15 protein-coding genes are annotated in these 21,385 nt (G+C 71.6%); 5 read left to right on the forward strand and 10 right to left on the reverse strand.

Features of this window, described 5'->3' with window-relative positions; translation table 11 throughout:
- Nucleotides 1–147: 147 nt before the first annotated feature.
- Nucleotides 148–1,905: an asparagine synthase-related protein gene (locus GCE86_RS05445; RefSeq protein WP_154225907.1), complete on the forward strand. Its 1,758-nt coding sequence runs from the start codon at nucleotides 148–150 to the stop codon at nucleotides 1,903–1,905.
- On the opposite strand, the gene GCE86_RS05450 is transcribed toward GCE86_RS05445, so the two are convergent.
- The 4 genes from GCE86_RS05450 to GCE86_RS05465 form a co-directional block, all read right to left on the reverse strand.
- Nucleotides 1,892–2,890 (reverse strand): glycosyltransferase family 2 protein, encoded by a 999-nt coding sequence (locus GCE86_RS05450; protein WP_163636907.1) that lies wholly within the window; start codon nucleotides 2,888–2,890, stop codon nucleotides 1,892–1,894. The two genes, GCE86_RS05445 and GCE86_RS05450, sit on opposite strands and share 14 nt — an antisense overlap.
- Entirely contained in the window at nucleotides 2,887–3,705 is an 819-nt protein-coding gene (locus GCE86_RS05455) for a glycosyltransferase (protein WP_154230345.1), read from the reverse strand. Before GCE86_RS05455 ends, GCE86_RS05450 begins: the two co-directional genes overlap by 4 nt.
- 2 nt (nucleotides 3,706–3,707) lie before the next feature.
- Nucleotides 3,708–5,027: a glycosyltransferase family 4 protein gene (locus GCE86_RS05460; RefSeq protein ID WP_154225909.1), complete on the reverse strand. Its 1,320-nt coding sequence runs from the start codon at nucleotides 5,025–5,027 to the stop codon at nucleotides 3,708–3,710.
- 142 nt (nucleotides 5,028–5,169) lie between these two features.
- A complete protein-coding gene (locus GCE86_RS05465) occupies nucleotides 5,170–6,330 on the reverse strand; it encodes a glycosyltransferase family 4 protein (RefSeq protein ID WP_154225910.1) in 1,161 nt (386 codons plus the stop codon).
- A 233-nt stretch (nucleotides 6,331–6,563) separates the two neighbouring features.
- Here GCE86_RS05465 and GCE86_RS05470 point away from each other — a divergent pair, with 233 nt between their 5' ends.
- The 4 genes from GCE86_RS05470 (at nucleotide 6,564) to GCE86_RS05485 (ending at nucleotide 14,709) form a co-directional block, all read left to right on the forward strand.
- The gene (locus GCE86_RS05470) at nucleotides 6,564–7,604 is read left to right on the forward strand and encodes a hypothetical protein (RefSeq protein WP_154225911.1); all 1,041 of its coding nucleotides are present in this window, start codon (nucleotides 6,564–6,566) and stop codon (nucleotides 7,602–7,604) included.
- Nucleotides 7,605–7,684: 80 nt separating this feature from the next.
- Nucleotides 7,685–8,968, forward strand: coding sequence for an O-antigen ligase family protein (locus GCE86_RS05475; protein WP_154225912.1), 1,284 nt, complete (start codon nucleotides 7,685–7,687; stop codon nucleotides 8,966–8,968).
- Nucleotides 8,969–9,442: 474 nt separating this feature from the next.
- Nucleotides 9,443–13,108, forward strand: coding sequence for a DUF4082 domain-containing protein (locus GCE86_RS05480; RefSeq protein ID WP_154225913.1), 3,666 nt, complete (start codon nucleotides 9,443–9,445; stop codon nucleotides 13,106–13,108).
- A 110-nt stretch (nucleotides 13,109–13,218) separates the two neighbouring features.
- Nucleotides 13,219–14,709: a lipopolysaccharide biosynthesis protein gene (locus GCE86_RS05485; RefSeq protein WP_154225914.1), complete on the forward strand. Its 1,491-nt coding sequence runs from the start codon at nucleotides 13,219–13,221 to the stop codon at nucleotides 14,707–14,709.
- Here GCE86_RS05485 and GCE86_RS05490 read toward each other — a convergent pair.
- From GCE86_RS05490 to GCE86_RS05515, 6 genes are all read right to left on the reverse strand, one after another.
- Nucleotides 14,692–16,011, reverse strand: a complete 1,320-nt coding sequence (locus GCE86_RS05490; RefSeq protein ID WP_154225915.1) for a glycosyltransferase family 4 protein — start codon at nucleotides 16,009–16,011, stop codon at nucleotides 14,692–14,694. The genes GCE86_RS05485 and GCE86_RS05490 overlap by 18 nt on opposite strands.
- Nucleotides 16,012–16,031: 20 nt before the next feature.
- A complete protein-coding gene (locus tag GCE86_RS05495; RefSeq protein WP_204342892.1) occupies nucleotides 16,032–17,033 on the reverse strand; it encodes a TolB family protein in 1,002 nt (333 codons plus the stop codon).
- Nucleotides 17,034–17,077: 44 nt separating this feature from the next.
- The gene (locus tag GCE86_RS05500) at nucleotides 17,078–18,334 is read right to left on the reverse strand and encodes an MFS transporter (protein ID WP_244317191.1); all 1,257 of its coding nucleotides are present in this window, start codon (nucleotides 18,332–18,334) and stop codon (nucleotides 17,078–17,080) included.
- 106 nt (nucleotides 18,335–18,440) lie between these two features.
- The gene (locus tag GCE86_RS05505) at nucleotides 18,441–19,559 is read right to left on the reverse strand and encodes a DegT/DnrJ/EryC1/StrS family aminotransferase (RefSeq protein ID WP_154225918.1); all 1,119 of its coding nucleotides are present in this window, start codon (nucleotides 19,557–19,559) and stop codon (nucleotides 18,441–18,443) included.
- Nucleotides 19,556–20,248, reverse strand: a complete 693-nt coding sequence (locus tag GCE86_RS05510) for an acetyltransferase (RefSeq protein WP_154225919.1) — start codon at nucleotides 20,246–20,248, stop codon at nucleotides 19,556–19,558. Before GCE86_RS05510 ends, GCE86_RS05505 begins: the two co-directional genes overlap by 4 nt.
- Nucleotides 20,245–21,360 carry a DegT/DnrJ/EryC1/StrS family aminotransferase gene (locus GCE86_RS05515; protein WP_154225920.1) on the reverse strand — a complete coding sequence of 372 codons (1,116 nt, stop codon included), beginning with the start codon at nucleotides 21,358–21,360 and terminating at the stop codon, nucleotides 20,245–20,247. The genes GCE86_RS05510 and GCE86_RS05515 overlap by 4 nt, the downstream gene beginning before the upstream one ends.
- Nucleotides 21,361–21,385: the final 25 nt, after the last annotated feature.

A 21,385-nucleotide genomic window follows, 5' to 3' on the forward strand; every position in this document is an offset into this window, starting at 1 on the left:
CCGCCTGGTCCGAGGGCTTCACCATAACCAGCGGCGCCGTATGACCAGCGCACTTCGGCAGTCGGATATCCGTCCCGGCGCTTCGCCGGTCGGAGCGCCGACGCATGGATAGAGTCGGTCGTCCGGGGTCGGTACCGAGGAGGAGACGTGCAGCTCTGCAGGGACCTGCTGGCGGTGACGGCCGCACCCGGATGCACGGCGCCGAACCCGACCGCGCCCTTCGGTGGCCTGGCCGAGTGCCACCCGTTCGACGGCGGCACGGTCTGGACCCGGGCGGTGGGGCACGCTCTCCCGTCCGGCGGCGACGTGCAGGTCTTCGCGCTCTCCCGGGGGCCGCGTGACCACGACTTCCGGCCGGTCGACTCGACCGAGCTGGCCGCGCGGCTGCTGTCCGGCGCGGCGCTGGGGCAGTTGGCCGCCCCGTTCGCCGCTGCGGCGCTGACCGCCACGGAATTCGTCGCCGCGACCGACCATGCCGGCCTGCGTCACCTCTACGCCGTGCAGGGCGAGGGCTGGGCGGCGGTCTCGACCTCCGCGCTCGAACTCGCCCGCCTCGCGGGTGCTCCCGTGGACCGTTCCGCGCTGGCGGCGTTCGCCGTCACCGGCTTCCATCTCGGCGAGGCGACGCCGTTCCAGGGTGTGCGGAAGCTGCCGGCCGGCACCCGCACCGGCTTGGCGAAGGGCATCCTGGAGATCAGTCGGTACCCGTCGGCCGCCGCCGACGAGCCGGACCGGGCCGACGCGGTCACCGCCATGGCCGACCTGCTGCGCGGCTCGGTCGAGCGGTGCCTCGACCGGCACCCCGACACCGTCTTCGAACTGTCCGGCGGATTCGACAGCCGGTTGCTCTTCGCCGCCGTCCCGCCGGCGCGCCGCGCCGGTCTGCGAACCCTCACGCTGGCCGCCCCGGGAAGTGCCGACGCCGCGATCGCCGGTGCCCTCGCCACGCGCTACGGCACGCGTCATCAGGTCATCGACCTTGCCCGGCTGGGCGCGCTACCGCCGTCCGCCGCGTACGAACTCGTCCTGGCCGCGGCCCGCCGGCACGACACCGTCGGCAACCCGGTCGCGCTCGGCGTGCTGGACTGGGTGGAGAGCCAGGTCGAGCCGGGGGTCCGGATCAACGGGCAGGGCGGCGAGATCTGCCGCGGCAGCTACCACATGGGGCAGCGGCAGCACCCCCGGCCCGATCCGGCGCTGGTCGACCGGCTGGCGCGGTGGTGGTTCATGACGAACGAGGCCGTCAACCCGAATGCGCTCGTGCCGGACTTCGCCGAGCGGGCGCAGGCCCAGGGGCTCGCGGTGATCCGTGCCGCCTTCGCCGCCTACGACACCGACTGGCTCACCGCGATCGACCACTTCTTCCTGGACGAGCGGGTGCACCGCTGGGTCGGCATCAACTTCTCCGGGGCCTGCCTGGACCGCACGATCGTGAGCATCTACCTCGACCCGCGGTTTCTCGCCATCGCCCGCGCGGTGCCGCCCGCGGTCCGGGGCGGATCCGGTTTCGCGGCCCGAGTCCTGGAGCGGCTCGACCGCGACCTGGCCCTCGTGCCGCTCGCCACCGGCGTACGACCGAAGCACCTGCCCCGCCGCTACGTGCCCCGGGCGCTCGCCGAATACTCCGTGGCCAGGTACGTACGGCGTGGCGGGGAGAAGCTTCTCCAGTTCGCGCGACGTGAGGCGCAGACCGCCGCCGGCACCCCGGCTCTCGCTGATCTCGTGGTCCGTCACTGGCGGGAGCATCCGGACCTCGCGGAGCCGGCGCTGCGGATCGGGGTCGTCCGCGAGGACTGGCTCCGTGGCCTGCTCGCCGGCCGCCACGGCGCCGACGCCGCCACCGTGGGCTTCCTGGTCAACCTGGCCGTGACCGCCGAGGAGCAGACCCCGGTCAGCGCGGGCTGACCGGCATGGGCGTCGCGGCGCCGCCGGAGATCGTCCTGGGCGGCTCGATGCCGTCGCCCGGCACCGCCGGCCAGCCCGGCAGCCACGCGCCGCGGTCGCGCCACACCGTCCGCCAGGCGCTCTCGCGCCGCAGCAGGGCCCCGACGGAAGCACGCAGGCCGACGCCCACCACGAGCAGCGCCCGCGCGGCAGCCGCCCGGCGTCGGGGCCAGTGCAGCCGCACGTATGTGCACTTCCCCCGCAGCACCATCATCCCTTTGTTGGCGGTCGAGGAGGAGGCTCCGCCGAGGTGCCGCAGGCGGGCGTGCGGCACGAGCACCGGGCGGGCGCCGAGTGCGGCGGCCCGGGTGCACAGGTCGATGTCCTCGCTGTACATGAAATAGTCCGGCGTGAACCCGCCCAGCTCGGTGAAGAGATCGCGGCGGATCAGCATGAGGCAGCCGGAGACGGCCGGCACCTCGCGCGGCTGGGTCCGGTCGTAGCCGGGCAGCTCCTCCGGGTTGAACCAGCGGCCCAGCCAGCTCACCCGCCGGCCGACCGTGGAGAGACCCAGCGCGAACGCCAGATAGCCACGCAGGCTGGGCAGCGCGAAGCAGGAGCGGAAGTCGTCGGTGCCGTCGACGTGCAGGGTGCGGCCGGTGTAGATGCCGTGCTCCGGGTGGTCCGCCGCGTAGGCGACGAGGGCGGTGATGACATCACCGTCGGGCTCGGTGTCCGGATTCATCAGCAGCAGCCACTCACCCCGGGCATGAGTCGCGGCCCGATTGACGGCCCGGCCGAAACCCACATTGACCGGCAGCTGATCCACTGTGGCCGACGGGAAGGCGGCGGCCACCGCCTCGGCGGCGCCGTCGGTGGAGGCGTTGTCGACCACCACCACCTCGTAGGGCGTGCCGACGCAGGTGTCGCGCAGGCCGCGGAGCGCACGCAGCGTCAGCTCGCGGGTCTGATACGACACCATCAGCACGCTCACGCTCGGCGTCACGACGCCACCTCCCGGGAGGACTCGTCCTGTGCCCAGCCGACGCCCTGCCGGGCCCGCAGTTCGGCGGCGGCGATGATGCCGACGTAGCAGACGGCGGCCGGCAGCAGCCATGGGCGTGGCAGGGTGACGTCGCGCAGCCACGAGGACCGCACCGGCGGGCGGACGCCGGCGGAGGTGGCCCGCAGGGCACGGTTGCCCGTGCGCACCCGCGCCAGCCGCCGGACCAGGTCGCGGGCGCGCCGGGGGACCACCACCCGGCTGACCACGGTCGCCACCTCACGCCGCTCCTGCGGGGCGAACAGGGAGTCGAGGAACAGGTCGTCGGCGATGATCGCCGGGAAGCGGTCGAACCGGGCCCGCCCCGACGCGCCGAGCATGACGACGCCGCGGCCGAAGAGGGAACCCCGGAATGCGGGCAGGCGGCGGTTGATGGCGTAGTAGCCGCGTACGGGCACCGACGAGCCGGCGGTGTCGAGTTCGCGGCGCGCCGTGGCCGCCCGGATTCCCGGCTCGTCGAGCGCCGCAGCGAGCGCGCGCAGGTCCGCCGCGGTGACGGCCACATCCGCGTCCAGATAGACGCGCGGAAAGCCCGTCGCCGCTGCGTCTCCGGCGTTGAGCGCGGCCGCCTTCGACGCCTCTGCCAGGACGATGACCCGCACACCGGGACGCCGGCGCGCCACGTCCGCGGTGCCGTCGGTACAGCCGTTGGCTACCACGATCACCTCGAACTCGTCCGGCTCGGCGTCGGCGAGCACCGTGTCGAGACACCGGCCCAGCACTCGCGCCTCGTTGTGGGCCGCGATCACCACGCTCATCGTCACCGGCGCACCGGCTCCACGGTCGGTGACGCCTCCGGCCCGGCGGCTACGGACACCGTGCCGGACGCGGCAGCGGACACGAGCGCGGGAACCGGCTGACGGTGGGGAAGCACCTTCCGCCACACGGCCGCGTACGCGACGCTCTGGTGCTCCCACGACAGCTCTTCGGCGAAGCGCGCGAGCGCTGTCCGGCGCATGGCGGCGCGCCGCTGCGGATCAGAGAGCAGCGCGTCGACCGCAGCCGCGATCTCGACCGGATCGCCCGTCGGCACGTACGCGGCCGCCTCGCCCGCGGTACGTCTCGTCTCGACGAGGTCCACGGCCACCACCGGCACGCCGCGGCTGACATATTCCACCGTCTTGGCCATTGTCGACAGTTGGTTCATCTCCGTCGGCAGATCGGGTTGGATCGCGACGGTGGCGCTCTGCAGCAGGGCGTCCACCTGCGGGCCGTCCAACCAGCCGGGGAACTCGATCAGATCGGCGACTCCCAGCGTGTCGGCGAGTTCCCGTAGTTCGGTCAGGGTCTCGCCGTCGCCGGCGATGGTGACCCGCCAGCCGCCGCGTCCCCTGAGCCGAGCCAGCTCCGCCGCGCTGGTGACGACCCCGGCGACGTTGTCCTGCTTGCCGAGTACGCCGAGATACACGATGTGGTGGACGCTGCCCTCGGTCTCCAGCGGGGCCGGGGCCGGCGCGATCTCCCGGCTCGCGGGTCCGTTGCGGACGACGGTCACCTTGCCGGGCGCCACCCCGCGACGCAGGGCGTTCGCCCGGAACGACTCGTTGGTTGCCACCACCGCGGTCGCGGTGCGCAGGGTCAGCCACTCCAGGGCGATGAGGGTCCGGTACACGAGGGGGTTGGGCCTACCTTCGCTGCGCGTGGCGTAGATCTCCGGACACAGGTCGTGGTGATCGAACACCCATGGCCGGCCCAGTGCGCGCAGCAGCAGCGCAAGCGGCCAGTAGACGTCCGGCGGGTTGCAGACCTGCACGGCCTGTGCCCGCCCCCGACAGATCTCGCCGAACAGGCGCACCGCGATGCACAGAAATGACCAGGCGAACTCGACCGCGAACGACAGCACCCCGGAGCCGTAGACCGGAATCGGGTAGGGCTTGAGTCGCGTGTTCCGGCTGCCGGGCAGAACGCGAAGGCCCTTTTCGCCGCGCGGCGCGATCACGGTCACGTCGTAGCCGTTCTCCTCGAGCGAGAGGCATTCACGAATGACGCGCCGATCTCGCTCCGCGGGAAGATTCGCGATGAGAATGGTGACGTTCGGCCGGCGTACGCGACCATTCGGGCTGGCTTCCTCTGCACGCAACTCGGCTCCCCTCGTCGAACGGCCGGCTCATTTGTTGACCGGACCGTCCTCGCCGTGACGGATGAGAATGGAGTACGTGCTCACGTTCACTTAGGCGCCGCGCAACAGCAAGTACCCTCGCGTACGCGGCGTGTCGGTTTGCTTACAGGTTTCGACGCGGGGCGGATGTTGTTGTGGCTGTTCGGCCGAGAGTCGTTGCGATCGTGTTGATTGCCTCGCCGGCCGACCGATCCCAGGAGAACCAAGAGGCCACTTCGGACGAGCCGGCGCGGCAGCTCGAATAGATTTCGTCATCGGCGAGGATCATGGCGATCAGACTGGCGAGCTCCGCCGGGTCGTCCTTACTGAGAAGCCCGCCGTTGACGCCGGGCCTGATCATCTCGGGCATGGCGAAGGCGTCGCGACCGACGCAGGGCAGGCCGCGGGCGAGCGCTTCGGCGAACACGAGGCCGAAGCCTTCGATGCGCGTGGGCAGCACGAACAGATCGTGCGTGTCATAGAGGAGGGCCACCTCGCGTCGCGACATCGCACCCCGGAAGTCGACGCCGTCGGGTACCGGCCCGGGAAGCGGCCAACTCGGCGGTCCGGCCACGGTGAGCGTGATCGCCGGGTCGACGTCCCGGCGCAGGATGCGCAGCGCCTCCAGCGCGAGATCCCCACCCTTGCTGTGAAAGGTGCGGCCGACGAAGAGCAGCCGGCGCCGTGGTTCGGGCCGGAGCGGTGGCGGCTGGTCGGTGGCGAGTCCGGCCCGCGTGTCCAGGTGCAGTCCCGGGTGCAGGACGTGCACCTTCGTCGCGGGCAGGTGGGAGTCCTCGACCAGGCTGCGGGCGAGCCAGTGACTCATCGCGAAGACCCCGGCCGCCCGCTCGTACACCCGGTGTTGGCGCTCGCGCCGGCGGAGCAGTTCGTCCCGGGACAGTTGGCGGAAGATCGGCTGGCCGGCGTCGACCATTTTGATGAGCGCGTCGAAGCTCATGTCCTGGTAGACGAAGTACGGCCGGTCCAGCGGTGTGAGGTCCTGGATCTGCAGCACCGCGTCGCAGCCGAGCCGCCTCGCTCGGCTCCGGATCTTGATCCGGCAGTACGCGTCCCCGGTCCTGGACTGCTCCCACATGGTGCTCAGGCGACCGTTGCGCCAGCGCGGGTGCATGGCCGACAGCGCCAGGCGCGTCCGTTGCGGGACCTCCACCCCCACGTCGGCGATGTCGGCCTGCCGGCGCAGCGCCGCACGCAGGTGCCACGGGGTGCCGGACCAGGTCGACGGGGCGTGTGAATCCCAAAGGCAGGCGAATCCGATGCGCATCCGGCTATCCTCGCTCCTCACCACGGGGGGATCGCGAGAATTCTCCCTGTCGCCCGAAGACTCACAATCCTTCGTCAGTTTTGCGACAGGGCGGTCCGGGTGTTACCGACGCGGCCTGTCACGAGGCATGATGGTGCCCGGATCGCTGCGGCGGTGGGGGATCGACACTTCGGCCGGCAATACCAGCGTCGTCTACGCACGACAAACTTCACGCCTGGCCGACGGAGGGCCGAATGGATCTCTGGGATGTCACCAAGGTGCTGTGGCGCCGTCGGTGGATCGCGCTGCCGATGTTGTTGGTGAGCGCGCTGGTGGCGTTCTACGTCGTCTCCACGGTCCGTTCCGACTATCAGGCGACCGGCCACCTCACGCTGTTGCCCCCGAGCCAGCAGCGAGCGGTTGACCCGAAGGCGACCAAGACGCCCCAGACGGTGAGCCCCTGGAACGTCTACTCGCTCGCGGACGCACTGGTGATCTACGCCGGGCGGGCCGATGTGAAGCGCGAGTTCGCCACGGCGGGCTTCTCCGAGGAGTTCACGGTGACGATCGGTGGGACGCAGCTGCCGATCGTCGAGGCCGAGGTGGTGGCCCCGAGCCCGGAGAAGGCCCGGGCGACCCTGGACCGCCTCATCGACCTGCTCGGCCAGCAGTTGAAACGACTTCAGGCACCCTTTGGAGTCGAGGGCGGAGAGGCGATCACCGCCGAGGTGCTTGACTCGGGGCAGAACATCGAGGTGCTCAGCTCGGCGAAGAAGCGCATGCTCATCGTCGTCGTGGCGATCGGTCTGGTTCTCACGGTCTCGATCTGCCTGGGCGTGGACGCTCTGCGCCGCCGGGCCACCGCCGCCGGCCCGCCTGCGCCGCGCTCGGGCGGCAGCCGTGGCAAGCCGCCGGCGGGGGACCAGGACGACGACCCTGTCCAGTCCCTCTTGATCAGGCGTCCAGGGGCGCCGGGGGAGCGATCCCAGCCCGCACCGGCGTGGCCGTGGTCGGCGCCGCCCACGGCTGCCGGGCAGGCGGCAGGCCGCCCCGACCCCTGGAGCGGCCGAGGTCCGTCCGGGGGCCCCGAGGCTGCGCCGCGGGCCGCGACCGACGAGGCCACCACGGTGCTCGACTACCGGCTGTCGAAGCGTGACGGGGCTCCCGCATCCGCGACCGGCGGCCCTGCCCTGCCGCGGGACAAATCCTCTGTCCTGCCCTTCGCCGGGCCCGACCGCATGAGCCGTCCGGCCGCGCGTGGCGACGAGGGACCGCATGGGGCGGACCGGCGTTGACCGTCGCGTCGGTCGATTTTGATCCGTCCCGGCTCGACGCCGGAACGTACGCGTCACGGCAGCGCCGTCACCTGGTTGACGTGGCTTTCCTGCTCAGCCTCCTGGTGACGCTGGCGCTTCTGCTCCCCGCGGGGCTGGTCGTCCCGCAGTTCAGCGACCTCGGCCGCCCCGCGACGCTGATGGGCTTCGCGCTGGCGACCATCTGGATGCTGTCCCGGACCCATCAGCGCCTCGCCACCCATGGGCCCCAGCCGATGCGTTGGGCCACCATCGCATACTTCACGAGCTACCTGGCCTCGTACGTCGCGGGCCTGTACCGCGGCATGCCCAGCCTCGAGGCGAGTGGGGCAGAGCGTGCCCTGCTCGGCGCGCTGGCGTTCCTCGGGCCCATGGTGGCCTTCGCCGACGGCGCGCCGAACCGCCGTCGGGTCGACGGCGTCATCCAGACTCTGGTGTTCGCCGCCGCCGGGATGGCCGCGATCGGGGTGGTCCAGTCGATCCTGGCCCTCGACCTGACCGCGTACATCAGGGTCCCGGGGCTGATCTCGCTGAGCGACTACGGCACCGGGATCCCGGCGGAGGGTTCGGAGCGTCTCGGCGTGGCGAGCACGGCCGCGCACTACATCGAATTCGCCGCGGTGATGGCCATGGTGCTGCCCTTCGCCGTGCACGTGGCCCGGTTCGCCGCGTCGCGCGCGGTCCGCCAGTGGGGGGCCCTCGCCGCCGTGACGATCCTGGCCGTGATCCCGATGACCCAGTCCCGCACCGGCACGCTGGCGCTGGTCGTCGGCATGCTGGTCATGCTCCCGGTGTGGTCCTGGCGAGTCCGCTACAACCTCGTGCTGCCCTTCTTCGGGCTGCTGGCCGCCATGATGGTGGTCCGGCCCGGCATGCTCGGCTCGGTCGCCAGCCTGTTCTACGGCTGGAACAGCGATCCCAGCGTCCAGGGCCGCAAGGACGACTACGAGATCGTCGGCTACTTCTTCAGTCAACGGCCGTGGTTCGGCCGCGGGCAGGGGACCTTCATCCCGACCCTCTACACCTTCCTGGACAACCAGTGGCTGGGGCAGGCGGTCAGCGGCGGCATCGTGGGGATCGCCACGCTCGCGGGCCTGCACCTGACCGCGATCGTGCTCGCCGTCATCGCCTATCGGCGGGCCACCGCGGTGGCGGACCGGCACCTCTGCGGCTGCCTCATCGCGGTGCAGGTGATCGCCATGGTGGCCGAGGGAACCTTCGACGCTCTGGCCTTCACCACCTTCAGCGGAGTGCTCGCCGTGCTCACCGGCTGCGCCGGCGCCATGTGGCGGCTGCTGCATCCGTCACGGCAGGTGCGGACCACCGGCCCGGGCTACGTGGATTAGCGGTGCGGCCCCGGCCCAGGTACCCACACCGGACCACTTATCGATTCGAATAACTGCGCAATCCGCCTGCCCGGCCTCCGCCGCCTGCGAAAACAACTAACTGGATCTTTTGGTGTGTTACCCCGTCCGCCAGGCGGTCCCCGAATCCGCCCGAGTCCGGTGTGGAAATGGCGAACCGAACGGCGGAGGGCGTCTCGTCCGCCCTGACGCGACCCATGGCGTAATCGACATTGTGGCGCGGTTCTTCCACTGGCTATGGTCCGGCTGATCCTAGAGTTTGCGGTGAGGTCTGGTTTCTGGTGGCAGTGAGGGGGTGGACCGTTCATGATCTGGTGGCAGCAGCGGAACGACGAACTATCGGGGTCCCGGTCATCTTTTCGTACATCGCGTAGAGCCGTTCCTGGGACGGTCCGCTTCGCCGACCGATTCCGCATCCGGCTCGCCGTCGGTGGCGGATTCCTCGCACTGGCCCTGGTGGCCAGCGGGATCACGGCCGGGTCGGCCACCGCGGCCACGGATCCGTGCGCACCGCTGGTCAATCCGGTCGTCTGCGAGAACAGCAAGACCGGTTCGCCCCCCGCGGAATGGGACATCTTCGAGGCCGGCGACGATTCCATTCAGGGGTTCGCCACCGACATCAGCGTCAACCGCGGCCAGACCATCAACTTCAAGATCAAGACGACGGCGTCGGCGTACACGATCGACATCTACCGGTTGGGTTGGTACAACGGCAACGGCGCCCGGAAGATCACGAGCGTCACGCCCTCGGCGCAGCTTCCGCAATCCCAGCCGGCCTGCGTCACCGATCCGGCAACCGAGATCTACGACTGCGGCGTCTGGGCGGTCTCCGCGTCCTGGACCGTGCCCTCCACCACGGTGTCAGGCGTCTTCATCGCCAAGCTCAGGCGTCCGGACAACGGCGACACCAGCCACATCACCTTCATCGTGCGCGACGACAGCAGCACCTCCGCGCTGTTCTTCCAGACCTCCGACGCCACCTGGCACGCCTACAACATGTACGGCGGCTCGAACTTCTACCACGGCGGAAACAACGGCCGCGCTTTCAAGATCAGTTACAACCGTCCGTTCGGGACCCGTGGAAACAACCCCGAGGACTTCCTGTTCAGCAACGAGTACCCGATGTTGCGCTTCCTCGAGCGCAACGGGTACGACGTCAGCTACACCACCAACGTCGACTCCGATCGACGGGGCGGGCTCATCAAGAACCACCAGGTGTTCCTGTCGGTGGGACACGACGAGTACTGGTCTGGCCAGCAGCGGGCCAACGTCGAGGCCGCTCGGGACGCCGGCGTGAACCTCGCCTTCTTCAGCGGCAACGAGAGCTACTGGCGGACCCGGTGGGAGACGAGTAAGGACGGCGCCGCGACGGCGTATCGGACCCTGGTCTGCTACAAGGAGACGTGGAACAACGCGAAGATCGACCCGGCCGCGGAATGGACGGGCACCTGGCGTGATCCCCGGTTCAGTCCACCGTCGAACGGTGGCCGGCCGGAGAACGCGCTGACCGGTACCGCCTACATGTCCAACTCCACCGACCTGGCCGTCCAGGTGCCGGCCGAGCAGGGCAGGTACCGGTTGTGGCGCGACACCGGCCTGGCCTCGCTCGCCGCCGGGCAGACGGCCACCCTCGCACCGCACACGGTGGGCTACGAGTCCAACGAGGATCTCGACAACGGCTTCCGGCCCGCCGGACTGATCCGCCTCTCGACCACGGTCGGACCGACGCCGGAATACCTGCGCGACTACGGCAACACCGTGACCCCGGGCACGACCACCCACCACCTCACCCTCTACCGCGCCGACAGTGGCGCCCTGGTCTTCTCCGCCGGCACCATCCAGTGGGCGTGGGGCCTGGACGAGCAGCACGACGGGCCGGTGGAGCCTGCCGACCCGCGGATGCAGCAGGCGACGCTCAACCTCCTGGCCGACATGGGCGCCCGGCCCGCCACCACGATGAGCGGGCTCGTCACCCCGACCGCCTCCACGGACTCGATCGCGCCGACGACGACGATCACGTCCCCGGCAGCCGGTGCCTCCGTGGCCAACGGGAGCCAGGTCACCGTCCGGGGCACCGCCACCGACACCGGCGGCGGGCGGGTCGCCGGGGTCGAGGTGTCCACCGACGGTGGCACGAGCTGGCATCCCGCCACCGGCACCACGTCCTGGTCCTACCCCTTCTACAGCAACGGCGCGGGCACCCAGGCCGTCCTCGTCCGGGCGATCGACGACAGCGTCAACATCGGGCAGCCGGCCACCCTCTCGCTGAACCTGACCGGCCCGAGCACGATCTTCGGTGCCCGCGTTCCGCCGACGTCGACGGTCGCCGACGGCGGGGGCTACGAGCTCGGCGTCAAGTTCAAGCCGCAGACGGACGGCTTCATCACCGGCATCCGCTTCTACAAGGGCACGACCAACACCGGAACGCATGTCGGGAGCCTCTGGTCGAGCGGTGGCACCCGGTTGGCCAGGGCAACGTTCACCGGTGAGACCGGCTCGGGATGGCAGCAGGTGACGTTCGCGACGCCGGTGGCGGTCACCGCCTTCACGACGTACGTCGCGTCGTACTACGCGCCCAACGGGCACTACGCCGCCGAGCAGTCCTTCTTCACCGCGGCGGACTTCGTGTCGGCGCCGCTGACCGCCCCGCGGTCGCTGGGCGCGGGTGGCAACGGGGTCTACCGGGAGGGTGCCGGGTTCCCCTCGACCAGCTACAAGGACACCAACTACTACGTGGACGTGCTCTTCACGTCCAGCAACGCCGCGGGACCCGTGGTGGTGTCGGCGTTGCCGCTGCCGGACTCGACCGACGTGCCGGTCACGGCCCGACCCTCGGTGGTGTTCTCCAAGGCGGTCGACCCCGCGACGATCCAGTTCACCCTGACCGCCGACGGCGGCGGTGCCGTCGCCGGAAGCACCTCCTACGACAGCGCCACGAAGACGGCGACGTTCACACCGGCGGCCGCGTTGGCCTCGGAGCAGGTCTACCGGGCGAGTGTGCAGGCCGGCGACACCCAGGGCCAGGCCATGGAGTCGCCGCGGACCTGGTCGTTCACCACCGCGTTGGACCCGTCGATCGCCAAGCTCTTCGGGACCGACGCCGTACCCGGCGAGACGAGCGTCAACGACACCAGGTCAGTGGAACTCGGCGTGAAGTTCGTGGCGTCGACCAGCGGCTCGGTCGTCGGCGTGCGGTTCTACCAGGGACCGGGCAACACCGGTCCGCACACCGGCAGCCTCTGGTCGGCCACGGGGACACTGCTCGCGCGCGTCACCTTCCCGGACAGCGCCGGGGTCGGCTGGCAGACCGCCCGCTTCGCCACTCCGGTGACGGTCACGGCCGGCACGACCTACGTGGTGTCCTACTTCGCGCCGGAAGGCCACTACGCCGCGGACGGCAACTTCTTCGTCGCGCCGTACACCAACGGGCCGCTCACCGCCCCGGCGGGAAGCAACGGTGTCTACCAGTACGCCGCCACCACCGGTTTCCCGACCGAGTCGTACAACTCCAGCAACTACTGGGTCGAGCCACTGTTCGTCTCCGACGGAGGTGGTCCCACGCCGGGTCCGACCGGATCACCCTCGCCGACTCCCTCAGCCTCCCCGACGCCGAGCCCGACCGGGACGTCGCCGCCGCCGTGGCCCACGGACGGGTCGGTCACCATCTTCACCCCGACCGACAACCCTGCGTCGCCGAACTGGAGCGACCGGTCCGCGGTGGAGGTCGGGGTTCGGTTCCGGTCCGACGTGAACGGGGTGGTGACCGGTGTGCGGTTCTACAAGGGCCCGGCGAACACCGGAGTGCACACGGGCTCGCTGTGGACCACCGGTGGGCAGTTGCTGGCCAGCGGGACGTTCCAGAACGAGTCCGGATCGGGCTGGCAGACGCTGACCTTCGCCCAGCCGGTCGGGGTCACGGCGGGCACCACCTACGTGGCCTCGTATCACACGGCGGTCGGCTACTACGCGGTGACCGTCGGCGCCTTCAACAACCCTCTCGACCGGCCTCCGCTGCACGCCTCGGCCAACGGCGGCGTCTACCGCTACGGCGCAGGTTCGGCCTATCCGAGCGAAGGAACCCCGCACAACTACTGGGTCGATGTCATGTTCCGGACCCCGTAGCGCTCACCGGGCTGATTCAGTTGGCGGGACCACGGGCCGGCTGACCGGGTCAGCCCTCCGGCGAGTTCGCGCGGTGGGTGCCACGACGACCTGGTGACCAAGGTGAGGGTATGAAGCTGAAGGTCAGCGAAGACGGCTCGCTGTCCGGTCGGGCCGGCCGGGCGCTGGGCTGGAGCTTCGCGAGTACCGCGCTGGGGCGACTCAGCACCCTGGCCATCGGGATCGCGATCGCCCGCCTGCTCGGGCCGGCGGAGTTCGGCACGTTCGCGGTGGCCACCGTGGCGCTCATGGCCGTGCTCAGCTTCAACGAACTGGGCGTCAGCCTGGCGATCGTGCGGTGGCCCGGTGACCCCCGGGAGATCGCACCCACGGTGGCCACGATCTCGGTCATCTCCAGCGTCCTGGTCTACGTCGGCTGCTTCCTGGGCGCGCCGGCGTTCGCCTCCGCGATGGGGGAGCCGGGCGCCACCCCCGTGGTCCGCCTGCTCGCGGTCAGTGTCATTCTCGACGGCCTGCTGGCGACGCCGGCCGCGATGCTGCAACGCAAGTTCCGCCAGGACCGCAAGACCGTCGTCGACCAGGTGACCCACTGGACCGGCTCGCTCACCTCGATCGCCCTCGCGATCTCCGGCCTGGGTGCCATGAGCCTGGCGGTGGGACGGCTCACCGGCGCGCTCGCCGGCGGGCTCCTGCTGGTCCGTTTCGAGTGGGCGTCGATGCGGTTCGGACTGGACCGTGCGAAGGCGCGGGAGCTGATGCGCTTCGGGCTCCCGCTCGCGGGTTCCAGCATCCTGGTCTTCACCGTCAACAACGTGGACCGGCTGCTCGTCGGCGCGGTGCTCGGACCCGTACCGCTCGGCTACTACGTACTCGCCTCCAACCTGGCGGGCTGGCCGATCAGCATCTTCTCGGCGCCGGTGCGGGCGGTGGCGCCGGCGGCGCTCTCCCGACTGCAGAACGACCGGCCCGTCATGCACCGGACCTTCCTGTCCACCGCCGGGTTGCTCGTCGCTGTCACGCTGCCCGCCTGCGTGCTGCTGTCGGCCGCGGCGGAGCCCCTGGTCAGGTTCGTCTACGGGGCCGTGTGGCAGCCCGCCGCCACCGTGCTGCCCTGGCTCGGACTGCTCGCCGCGTTGCGGATCATCTTCGAGCTGATCTACGACTACTTCGTCGTGCTCGCCAGCAGCCGGGTGGTCTTCACGGCGCAGGTGATCTGGCTGGCCGCGCTCGTTCCCGCCCTCTACGTCGGCGCAACGCTCTGGGAGTTGCCCGGCGCGGGCCTCGCCCAGCTGGTCGTGGGACTGCTCGTGGTGCTCCCGATGTATCTGTACGAGCTCGACCGGACCGGCGTCCGTGCCGGGGCGTTCGCGGCGCAGATGATCCGGCCGGTCCTGGGCGCGGCGGCCGTCGGGGTGATCGTCTTCCTGATCAGCGGTGGCCTCCGGCACGACCTGCTCGCACTCGTGCTCGCCGGCCTGGTGGGGGTGTCCGCGATCGTCCTGCTGGTCTACCAGAAGCGCGACGTGCTGCGGTCACTGCGCGCCGTCGGTGCCGCCGAGCCCGAGCCGTCAGCCGAGGCCCAGCTAGCCCTGCGCGCCTGAACCGGATTCGACCACGTCCTGCCGGGCCGGCGGCTGCCGTTCCTCCTGCCGGAGGGAGGCGGCCGCGAGGGTGGCGGCGTTGAAGTCGTCCCGCGCCGCGGACCCGCGGAGCGACTCCACCCGCCGGCGCACCTTGTGGGTGCCGACGCCGGCGAGGGCGCGCAGATACTCCCGAGCGGCCGTGAACTCGCGAGCGGACGCCCGCCGCGCCACCGCCTCCTCGTAGATCTGCTCCTGCAGCAGCGCCGCCCGCTGCAGGCTGAACCGCCGCACCACCAGGTCGCGCCCGTACGCACCGAGTGTCTGCCGCAACGCGGCGTCGTCGAGCAGCCGACGCAGGATGCCGTGCAGCCGCTCACCGCCGGCGGTGCCGCCGCCCACGCCGTACCACCCCTGGTGCAGGAAGAGATCGCAGCTCTCCGGGGTGAGCAGTTCCCAGAAGCCGCCCTCGCCCTGGACGATGAGCGGGCAGCCGAAGGCGAGCGCGCGCAGGGCCGACCCGCCCATGCCGAGAACGATGTCGGCCGCGGCGTAGGCGGGCCGTGGATCGAGCAGTTCCCCGGTGAGCACCACCGCCCGTCGCCCCGCCTGCGCGTTGGCCCGCGCCGCGCGTTGCTCGACCGTCTCGCGGGCCACACCGTCGCCGACGACGACCAGGCGTACCGGCCGTTGTCGGGCGAGCGCGCCGACCACGTCGATGGCGGTGAGGATGCCTTCCAGCTTGAGCTGCGGGGCGAGCCGGCTCACCACGACCAGGTCGAGCGGCCGTTCCGCGCCGGGATCGGCGTGCAGCCCGTGGTCGGCGCGGAACTTCCCCGCCGGGTGGCCCGGCGCGTTGTCGACCGTGTCGACCGGAGGCTCGATGAGATGCACGGGCCCGGGCCGGCGCGCGGCGGTGTGCAGCTGCAACGCGCGGGTGCCCACCACCAGCGGCATGGATGCGGGCAGGAACGGTGCGACGGCCATGGACATCACGGTGCAGACGGCGGCGGCCCGGTCGCCGGGAAGAACCGCCGCGGCCGCGTCCAGCGCGGGTGGCCATTCATAGCCGTGAACCACGTCGATCCCGCGCGCCCGGATGAGCCGGCGGAGCTTCGCGGCGACGGTCGGGGAGGGGCGCCGGCGGCGGGCGCTGACGGGCAGCAGCTCCAGGCCGAGCGCCTCGACCCGGGCCGCGAGCGGCCCCTCGTCGCCCAGCACGGCGACCTCGTGGCCGAGGTCGCGTACGGCCGCGCCCAACTCGATGGCGTTGAGCTGGCTGCCTCCGACGTTCATGGCGTGTGGGTAAACGATGATCTTCATGCCGATCCTGCCTGCCTTCGCTAGCGCACCACGGCCGGAGACCAGGCGTCGTGGATGAGGACAATCGGGCTGCCGCTACCGTCCGCGGGCACGCTCCAGATGTCGCTGGTCGCGGCGGCGCCGTCGGTGCCGCTCCGGGGAAGCCCGTACAGGACGTGGCTGTCGTCGAGCCATTCGGGCTGGTCGTCGACACTGCGTGTCTCCGAGAGAAGGGTCTCCCTGCCGGTGGCGATCTCGAGCACTGCCAGCCGCCACTGTCCCGGTGGCAGGTCACCGTGCTTCTTGAAGGCGATCCGCGTGCCGTCCGGCGACAACGACGGACACTCGACGTCTTCGCGCAGTGCCGTCAGTCGCCGGGCGGCCAGGCTGCCCTTCACGAGCCAGGTCGCGTCTCCCGAGGCCGCGGTCGCGTAGAACAGATCGTCGTCGGCGAACGTCACGCCCCACATGTTCTTGTCGGCCGCCGCGACGGTCCGGCCCTTGACCACCAGCGCGAACTTCTCGATGTCGCCGACGGTCGCACCGTCCATCCGGCTGACCACCGTGCGCGTCGAGAACTGGCCGGGATTGGCGTACGAGTCGCCTGACACGAAGCTCGTCGTGGCGACCAGCGTTCCGTCCCGGGAGAGCCGCGCCCGGCTCGGGACGCCGGTGAGCGGAAGTTCCCGTCGCGGAGCCCACTCCGCGTCGAGCAGCTTCGCCTGGTACGTGGTGACCAGACCACGGCTGGCGGTGAGGCAGATCGTCTGGCCCGCGGCGGCATACACGCGGTCACACGACGCGGGCGTGAAGGTGCGGGGGCCGCCGGGTGCGGACAGCGGAACGAGCGCGACCTGGCCGTACCCCTCGCCCTGCGCCGTGCTCCGGAACACCACGTGCGGTCCTGCCGCGACGCTGGTGAGACGATCCCGGCTGGCCGCGGCCGGCACCTTCGGCCCGGCCGCCGGTTGCGACGTGCGCGCGTGCAGGACGTAACCGCCCGCGCCGAGCACGGCGAGGAGCACGACGCCCGCCAGCACCACCAGCCGCAGTCGTGCGGTGGTGTCCCGCTGAACCTGCTCCGTCGTCACGCCGGGACACCCCCGTCCGGTGTGCGGTCGGCCGGGCTCCGGTCCGCGGTGTCCGGAGTACCGGCCCCATTCGGGTCGGCGCCGGCCTCGACACCGCGCAGCAGCCAGGCCGCGCCGGGAAGGACGACCGCGAGCAGCATGGCGGCGACCACCAGGGCCCTGCCGGGGCCCGTCGCGTCCCAGGCGAGCCCGAACGCCAGGGACGCTACGAAGCGGGCGGCCGCCACGACGGTCTGCGCGGCGGCGATGCCGCTGCCCCGCACCTCCGCGGGCACGAGCCGACTGATCAGCGCCGCCAGGACTCCGTCGGTCGAGGCATAGAACGTGCCGAGCAACAGGAGTACGACGACGGTGGCGGCGAGCCCGCCCGACGGTCCGGCAGCCAGCAGATAGCAGCCGAGCAGGGCGAGGTGCCCGCCGACGAGCACGCGCGCGCGGCCCACCCGGTCGGCGAGGCGGCCGAGCGGCACGGCGAGCACGAGGTAGGCGACGTTGGTGCCGACGTACAGCAACGGGAACCAGCGCGCGGCGAAGTCGTCGCGGTCCTGCAGCGTCAGGTAGAGGAAGCCGTCACCGACGGTGAGCAGGCCGAGCAGGCCGGCGGCGAGCAGTGGACGGCGCAGACGCGGGCTGGTCAGCTCGCGACCGAGACGGCGCAGTCCGGCGCGGCGGCCCTCCGTCGCCGTGAGCGGGTTCGGTACGAACAGGACGAGCACCGCCAGCCCGACCGCGGCGAATGCGAACGACACGACGAAGATCGAGTCGTAGCTGCCGGGCACGCCCGCGAGCAGTCCGAACGCGAGCAACGGCCCCAACGCCGCGCCGGCGGTGTCCAGCGCCCGATGGACGCCGAAGGACCTGCCCAGCGTCGCCGGGTCCGACGAGGCGGCGATCAGAGCGTCGCGGGGGGCGGTCCGCAGACCCTTGCCCAACCGGTCCGCGGTGATGACCGCGGTGATGGCCGCGAGCCCCTGCACCGGCAGCATGGCGATCCGGGACAGCGCCGACACCCCGTAGCCGATCGCCGCCACCCACTTCGGCCGGCTGCTCCGGTCGCCGGCGTACCCGCCGGCGATGCGAACCGCCGCGCTGACGCCCTGGTAGACGCCGTCCAGGAAGCCGTAGGCGGTCATCGTCAGCCCAACCTGCGCGGTCAGGTAGAGCGGCAGGACGGACGAGACCATCTCCGAGGAGACGTCGGTGAGCAGGCTGACCACGCCCAGCAGGACGACGGTCGTGGAGACACGGGCCACGACCGCATGCGGGCCCGGCCGCCGGCCGCTCCCGGGTCGATCCCGTATCGATACGTACACGTCCTGCCTTTCGTCCCGATCCGGGCGGGGCGGCCGCGGATAGGGCCTATCGCAGTGCCGCGGCGAGCGACTCCACCACCCGCTCCTGCTGCTCGGCGGTGATCTGTGGATAGATCGGCAGGGAGAGAAGTTCCGGCGCGATCCGCTCGGCGACCGGGAACGCGCCGGCCCCGTATCCCAGCCCGGCGAAGGCCCCGGTGAGGTGAACCGGCACCGGGTAGTGGACCGCGGCGCCCACGCCCGCGGCGTTGAGGCGGCCCAGCACCTCGTCCCGGCGGCTCGGCGAGCCGTCGCCGGGGATCCGCACGCAGTAGATGTGCCACACGTGTTCGTTGCCGGGCAGCGTCGTCGGCCGCACCACGTCGAGGCCGGCGAGCAGCGCGTCGTACCGCGCCGCCGCGGTCCGGCGCAGGGCGTTCCAGCCGGCCAGCCGCGCCAGCTTGGCGCGCAGCACGACGGCCTGCAGCCCGTCGAGCCGGCTGTTGACGCCGATCACGTCATGCGTGTATTTCTTCAGGCCGCCATGGCTGCCGAGCGTGCGCACCGCGGTGGCGAGCCCGGCGTCGGCTGCCACCACGGCGCCCGCGTCCCCGTACGCCCCCAGGTTCTTCCCGGGGTAGAAGCTCGTCGCAGCGATGCCGTCCACGCCCGCGCCGCGGCCGTGCCGGGTGGCGCCCTGGCACTGGGCGGCATCCTCCACGATCGCGACGTCCCGCCCGGCGAGCCCCGCGCGCAGCCGCTCCACCGGCGCCAGCTGCCCGTACAGGTGCACCGGGACGACCGCCCTGGTGGCCGGGGTGATCGCGGCCAGCGCGGCGTCCACGTCGATGAGATACGTGTCGGGGTCGCAGTCCACCGGCACCACCCGGGCGCCGGCCCGCGCGACCGCCTCCGCGGTGGCGATGAACGTGTTGGCCGGAAGCACCACCTCGCTGCCCGGACCGACGCCGAGCGCGCGCAACGCCAACTCGAGCGCGTCGGTGCCGTTGGCCACCCCGACGCAGTGCGGTAGGCCGCTGAAGGCCGCGTACTCCTGCTCGAACGCGGTCACCTCGGCGCCGCCGATGAACGCGGTGTCGGCGATGATCCGTTTGAAGCCGGCCTCGACCTCTTCCGCCACCTCTGCGTGGGCGGCGGCCAGGTCGACGAGCGGAATGCTGGTCATACAGGGCTCCTCCGAAGACTGAGCGGCTCGGCGGGTAGGTGGGTACGGCGCAGGAACCGGGCCGGGTTGCCGGCCCAGACCTCGGCCGGGGGCAGGTCGTCGAGAAGGACCGAGCCCATGCCGAGCAGGGACCCCGCGCCGACGGTCAGCGACTCCCGGAGCAGCGCGCCGGCGCCGAGGTAGGCGCCCTCGGCGACGGTGACCCCGCCGCCCAGCCGCACGCCCGAGGCGATCGTCGCGAAGTCGTGTACGACGTCGTCATGAGTCAGCACGGACTGCGGCATGATCGCCACGTGACTGCCGACCGCGACGTCCGCGGTCAGGGTGACCTGAGCCAGCAGCACCGACCCCGCTCCGAGCAGGCAGCCCGCGCCGAGCTGGGCGGACGGGTGGACGACGGTGGCGAAGCGTGCCGCGGGCAGGCCGAGCCGGCGGACCACCCGCGCCCGGGCGAGCTGGTCGCGCGGGTTGCCGACGCAGACCACGACGGCTGCGTCGGGTAGCTCCGCGAGCTCGTCGATCCCGCCGAGGATCGGCAGACCCGCCCGCTCGGTGCCGTGCAGCGCCGGATCGTCGTCGAGGAAGCCTCGCAGCTGCCAGACGGGTCGCACCTGATTGACCGCGCGGACGGCCGCGGCGGTCTCCCGGGCGAAGCCTCCGGCACCGACGATCACCAGAGGCTGTGTCATCGACCGGCCAGCCGGCGCAGCACGGCGACGATGTGGTCCTGGTCGGCGTCGGTCAGCGCGTGGTGCAGCGGCAGGATCAGCGAGTCGCGGGTGAGCTGTTCGGTCACCGGCAGCGGCGCCGAGGGCAGGTCGGCGTACGCCGGTTCGAGGTGGGCCGCCATGATGCCCCGCCGGGCCGACACGCCCTGCGCCGCCAACTCGGCGAGCACCTCGTCGCGGCTCGTGCCGTACTCGGGCCCGAGCAGCACCCAGAACGACTGGACGTTGCTCTGGCCGTAGGCGGGGTCCCGGACCGGCACGATGCCGCGGAGGTCGGCCAGCAGCGCACGATACCGTTCGGCCCGCGCCCGGCGCTGCGTGACCAGCCCGGCGAGACGGCCGAGCTGCACCAGGCCGACCGCCGCCTGGATGTCGGTCATCCGGTAGTTGTAGGCGGTCTCCAGGTACGCCTCCAGCACCGGCTGCGCGCTGGCGTGCCGGTCGGCGGCGGAGACGTTCATCCCGTGCTCCCGCAGCCGGCGCAGGCGCCGCGCCCAGTCGGCGTTGTCCGTGGTCAGCATGCCGCCCTCGCCGGTCGTGATGACCTTGCGGGGATGGAACGACCAGGCGGCGATGGTGGCGCCGGCACCGACGGGCTGACCGTAGGCGGTGGAGCCGGCCGCGCAGGCGGCGTCCTCCACCAGCGCCACGTTCCATCCGTCGGCGGCCTTACGCAGCGCGGCCACGTCGAACGGCACGCCGCCCTGGTGGACCGCGATGACGGCGCGGGTTCGCGGCGTGCGTACCGCGTCGACGGTGTCGACCGTGAGGTTGCCGGTGGCGAGGTCGACGTCGGCGAAGATCGGGGTCGCACCGACGTACCGCACCGCGTTGGCGGTGGCGATGAAGGACAGGGACGGGACGATCACCTCGTCCCCCGGGCCGATCTCGAGGACGACCAGAGCCAGATGCAAGGCGGTCGTGCAGGAGCTGACGGCCACCCCGTGGTCGGCGCCGACGCGCGCGGAGAATTCCCGCTCGAACTGTGCCACCCGTGGGCCCTGGGCCACCCAGCCGGAGCGGACGGCGTCCGCCGCGGCCTGTGCCTCCTCCTCGCCCAGCAGGGGAATCATGACCGGTATCCGGCGGCCCGGATCG

The sequence above is a fragment of the Micromonospora terminaliae genome (assembly GCF_009671205.1).
In the GTDB taxonomy this organism is placed as follows: Bacteria; Actinomycetota; Actinomycetes; order Mycobacteriales; family Micromonosporaceae; genus Micromonospora; species Micromonospora terminaliae.

Bases quoted from the DNA above. Each gene is read 5' to 3' on its own strand.
- GCE86_RS05455 (WP_154230345.1), bottom strand. From the start codon at position 3,705: ATGAGCGTGGTGATCGCGGCCCACAACGAGGCGCGAGTGCTGGGCCGG.
- GCE86_RS05465 (WP_154225910.1), bottom strand. From the start codon at position 6,330: ATGCGCATCGGATTCGCCTGCCTTTGGGATTCACACGCCCCGTCGACC.
- GCE86_RS05470 (WP_154225911.1), top strand. From the start codon at position 6,564: ATGGATCTCTGGGATGTCACCAAGGTGCTGTGGCGCCGTCGGTGGATC.
- GCE86_RS05485 (WP_154225914.1), top strand. From the start codon at position 13,219: ATGAAGCTGAAGGTCAGCGAAGACGGCTCGCTGTCCGGTCGGGCCGGC.
- GCE86_RS05490 (WP_154225915.1), bottom strand. From the start codon at position 16,011: ATGAAGATCATCGTTTACCCACACGCCATGAACGTCGGAGGCAGCCAG.
- GCE86_RS05505 (WP_154225918.1), bottom strand. From the start codon at position 19,559: ATGACCAGCATTCCGCTCGTCGACCTGGCCGCCGCCCACGCAGAGGTG.
- GCE86_RS05510 (WP_154225919.1), bottom strand. From the start codon at position 20,248: ATGACACAGCCTCTGGTGATCGTCGGTGCCGGAGGCTTCGCCCGGGAG.
- GCE86_RS05515 (WP_154225920.1), bottom strand. From the start codon at position 21,360: ATGATTCCCCTGCTGGGCGAGGAGGAGGCACAGGCCGCGGCGGACGCC.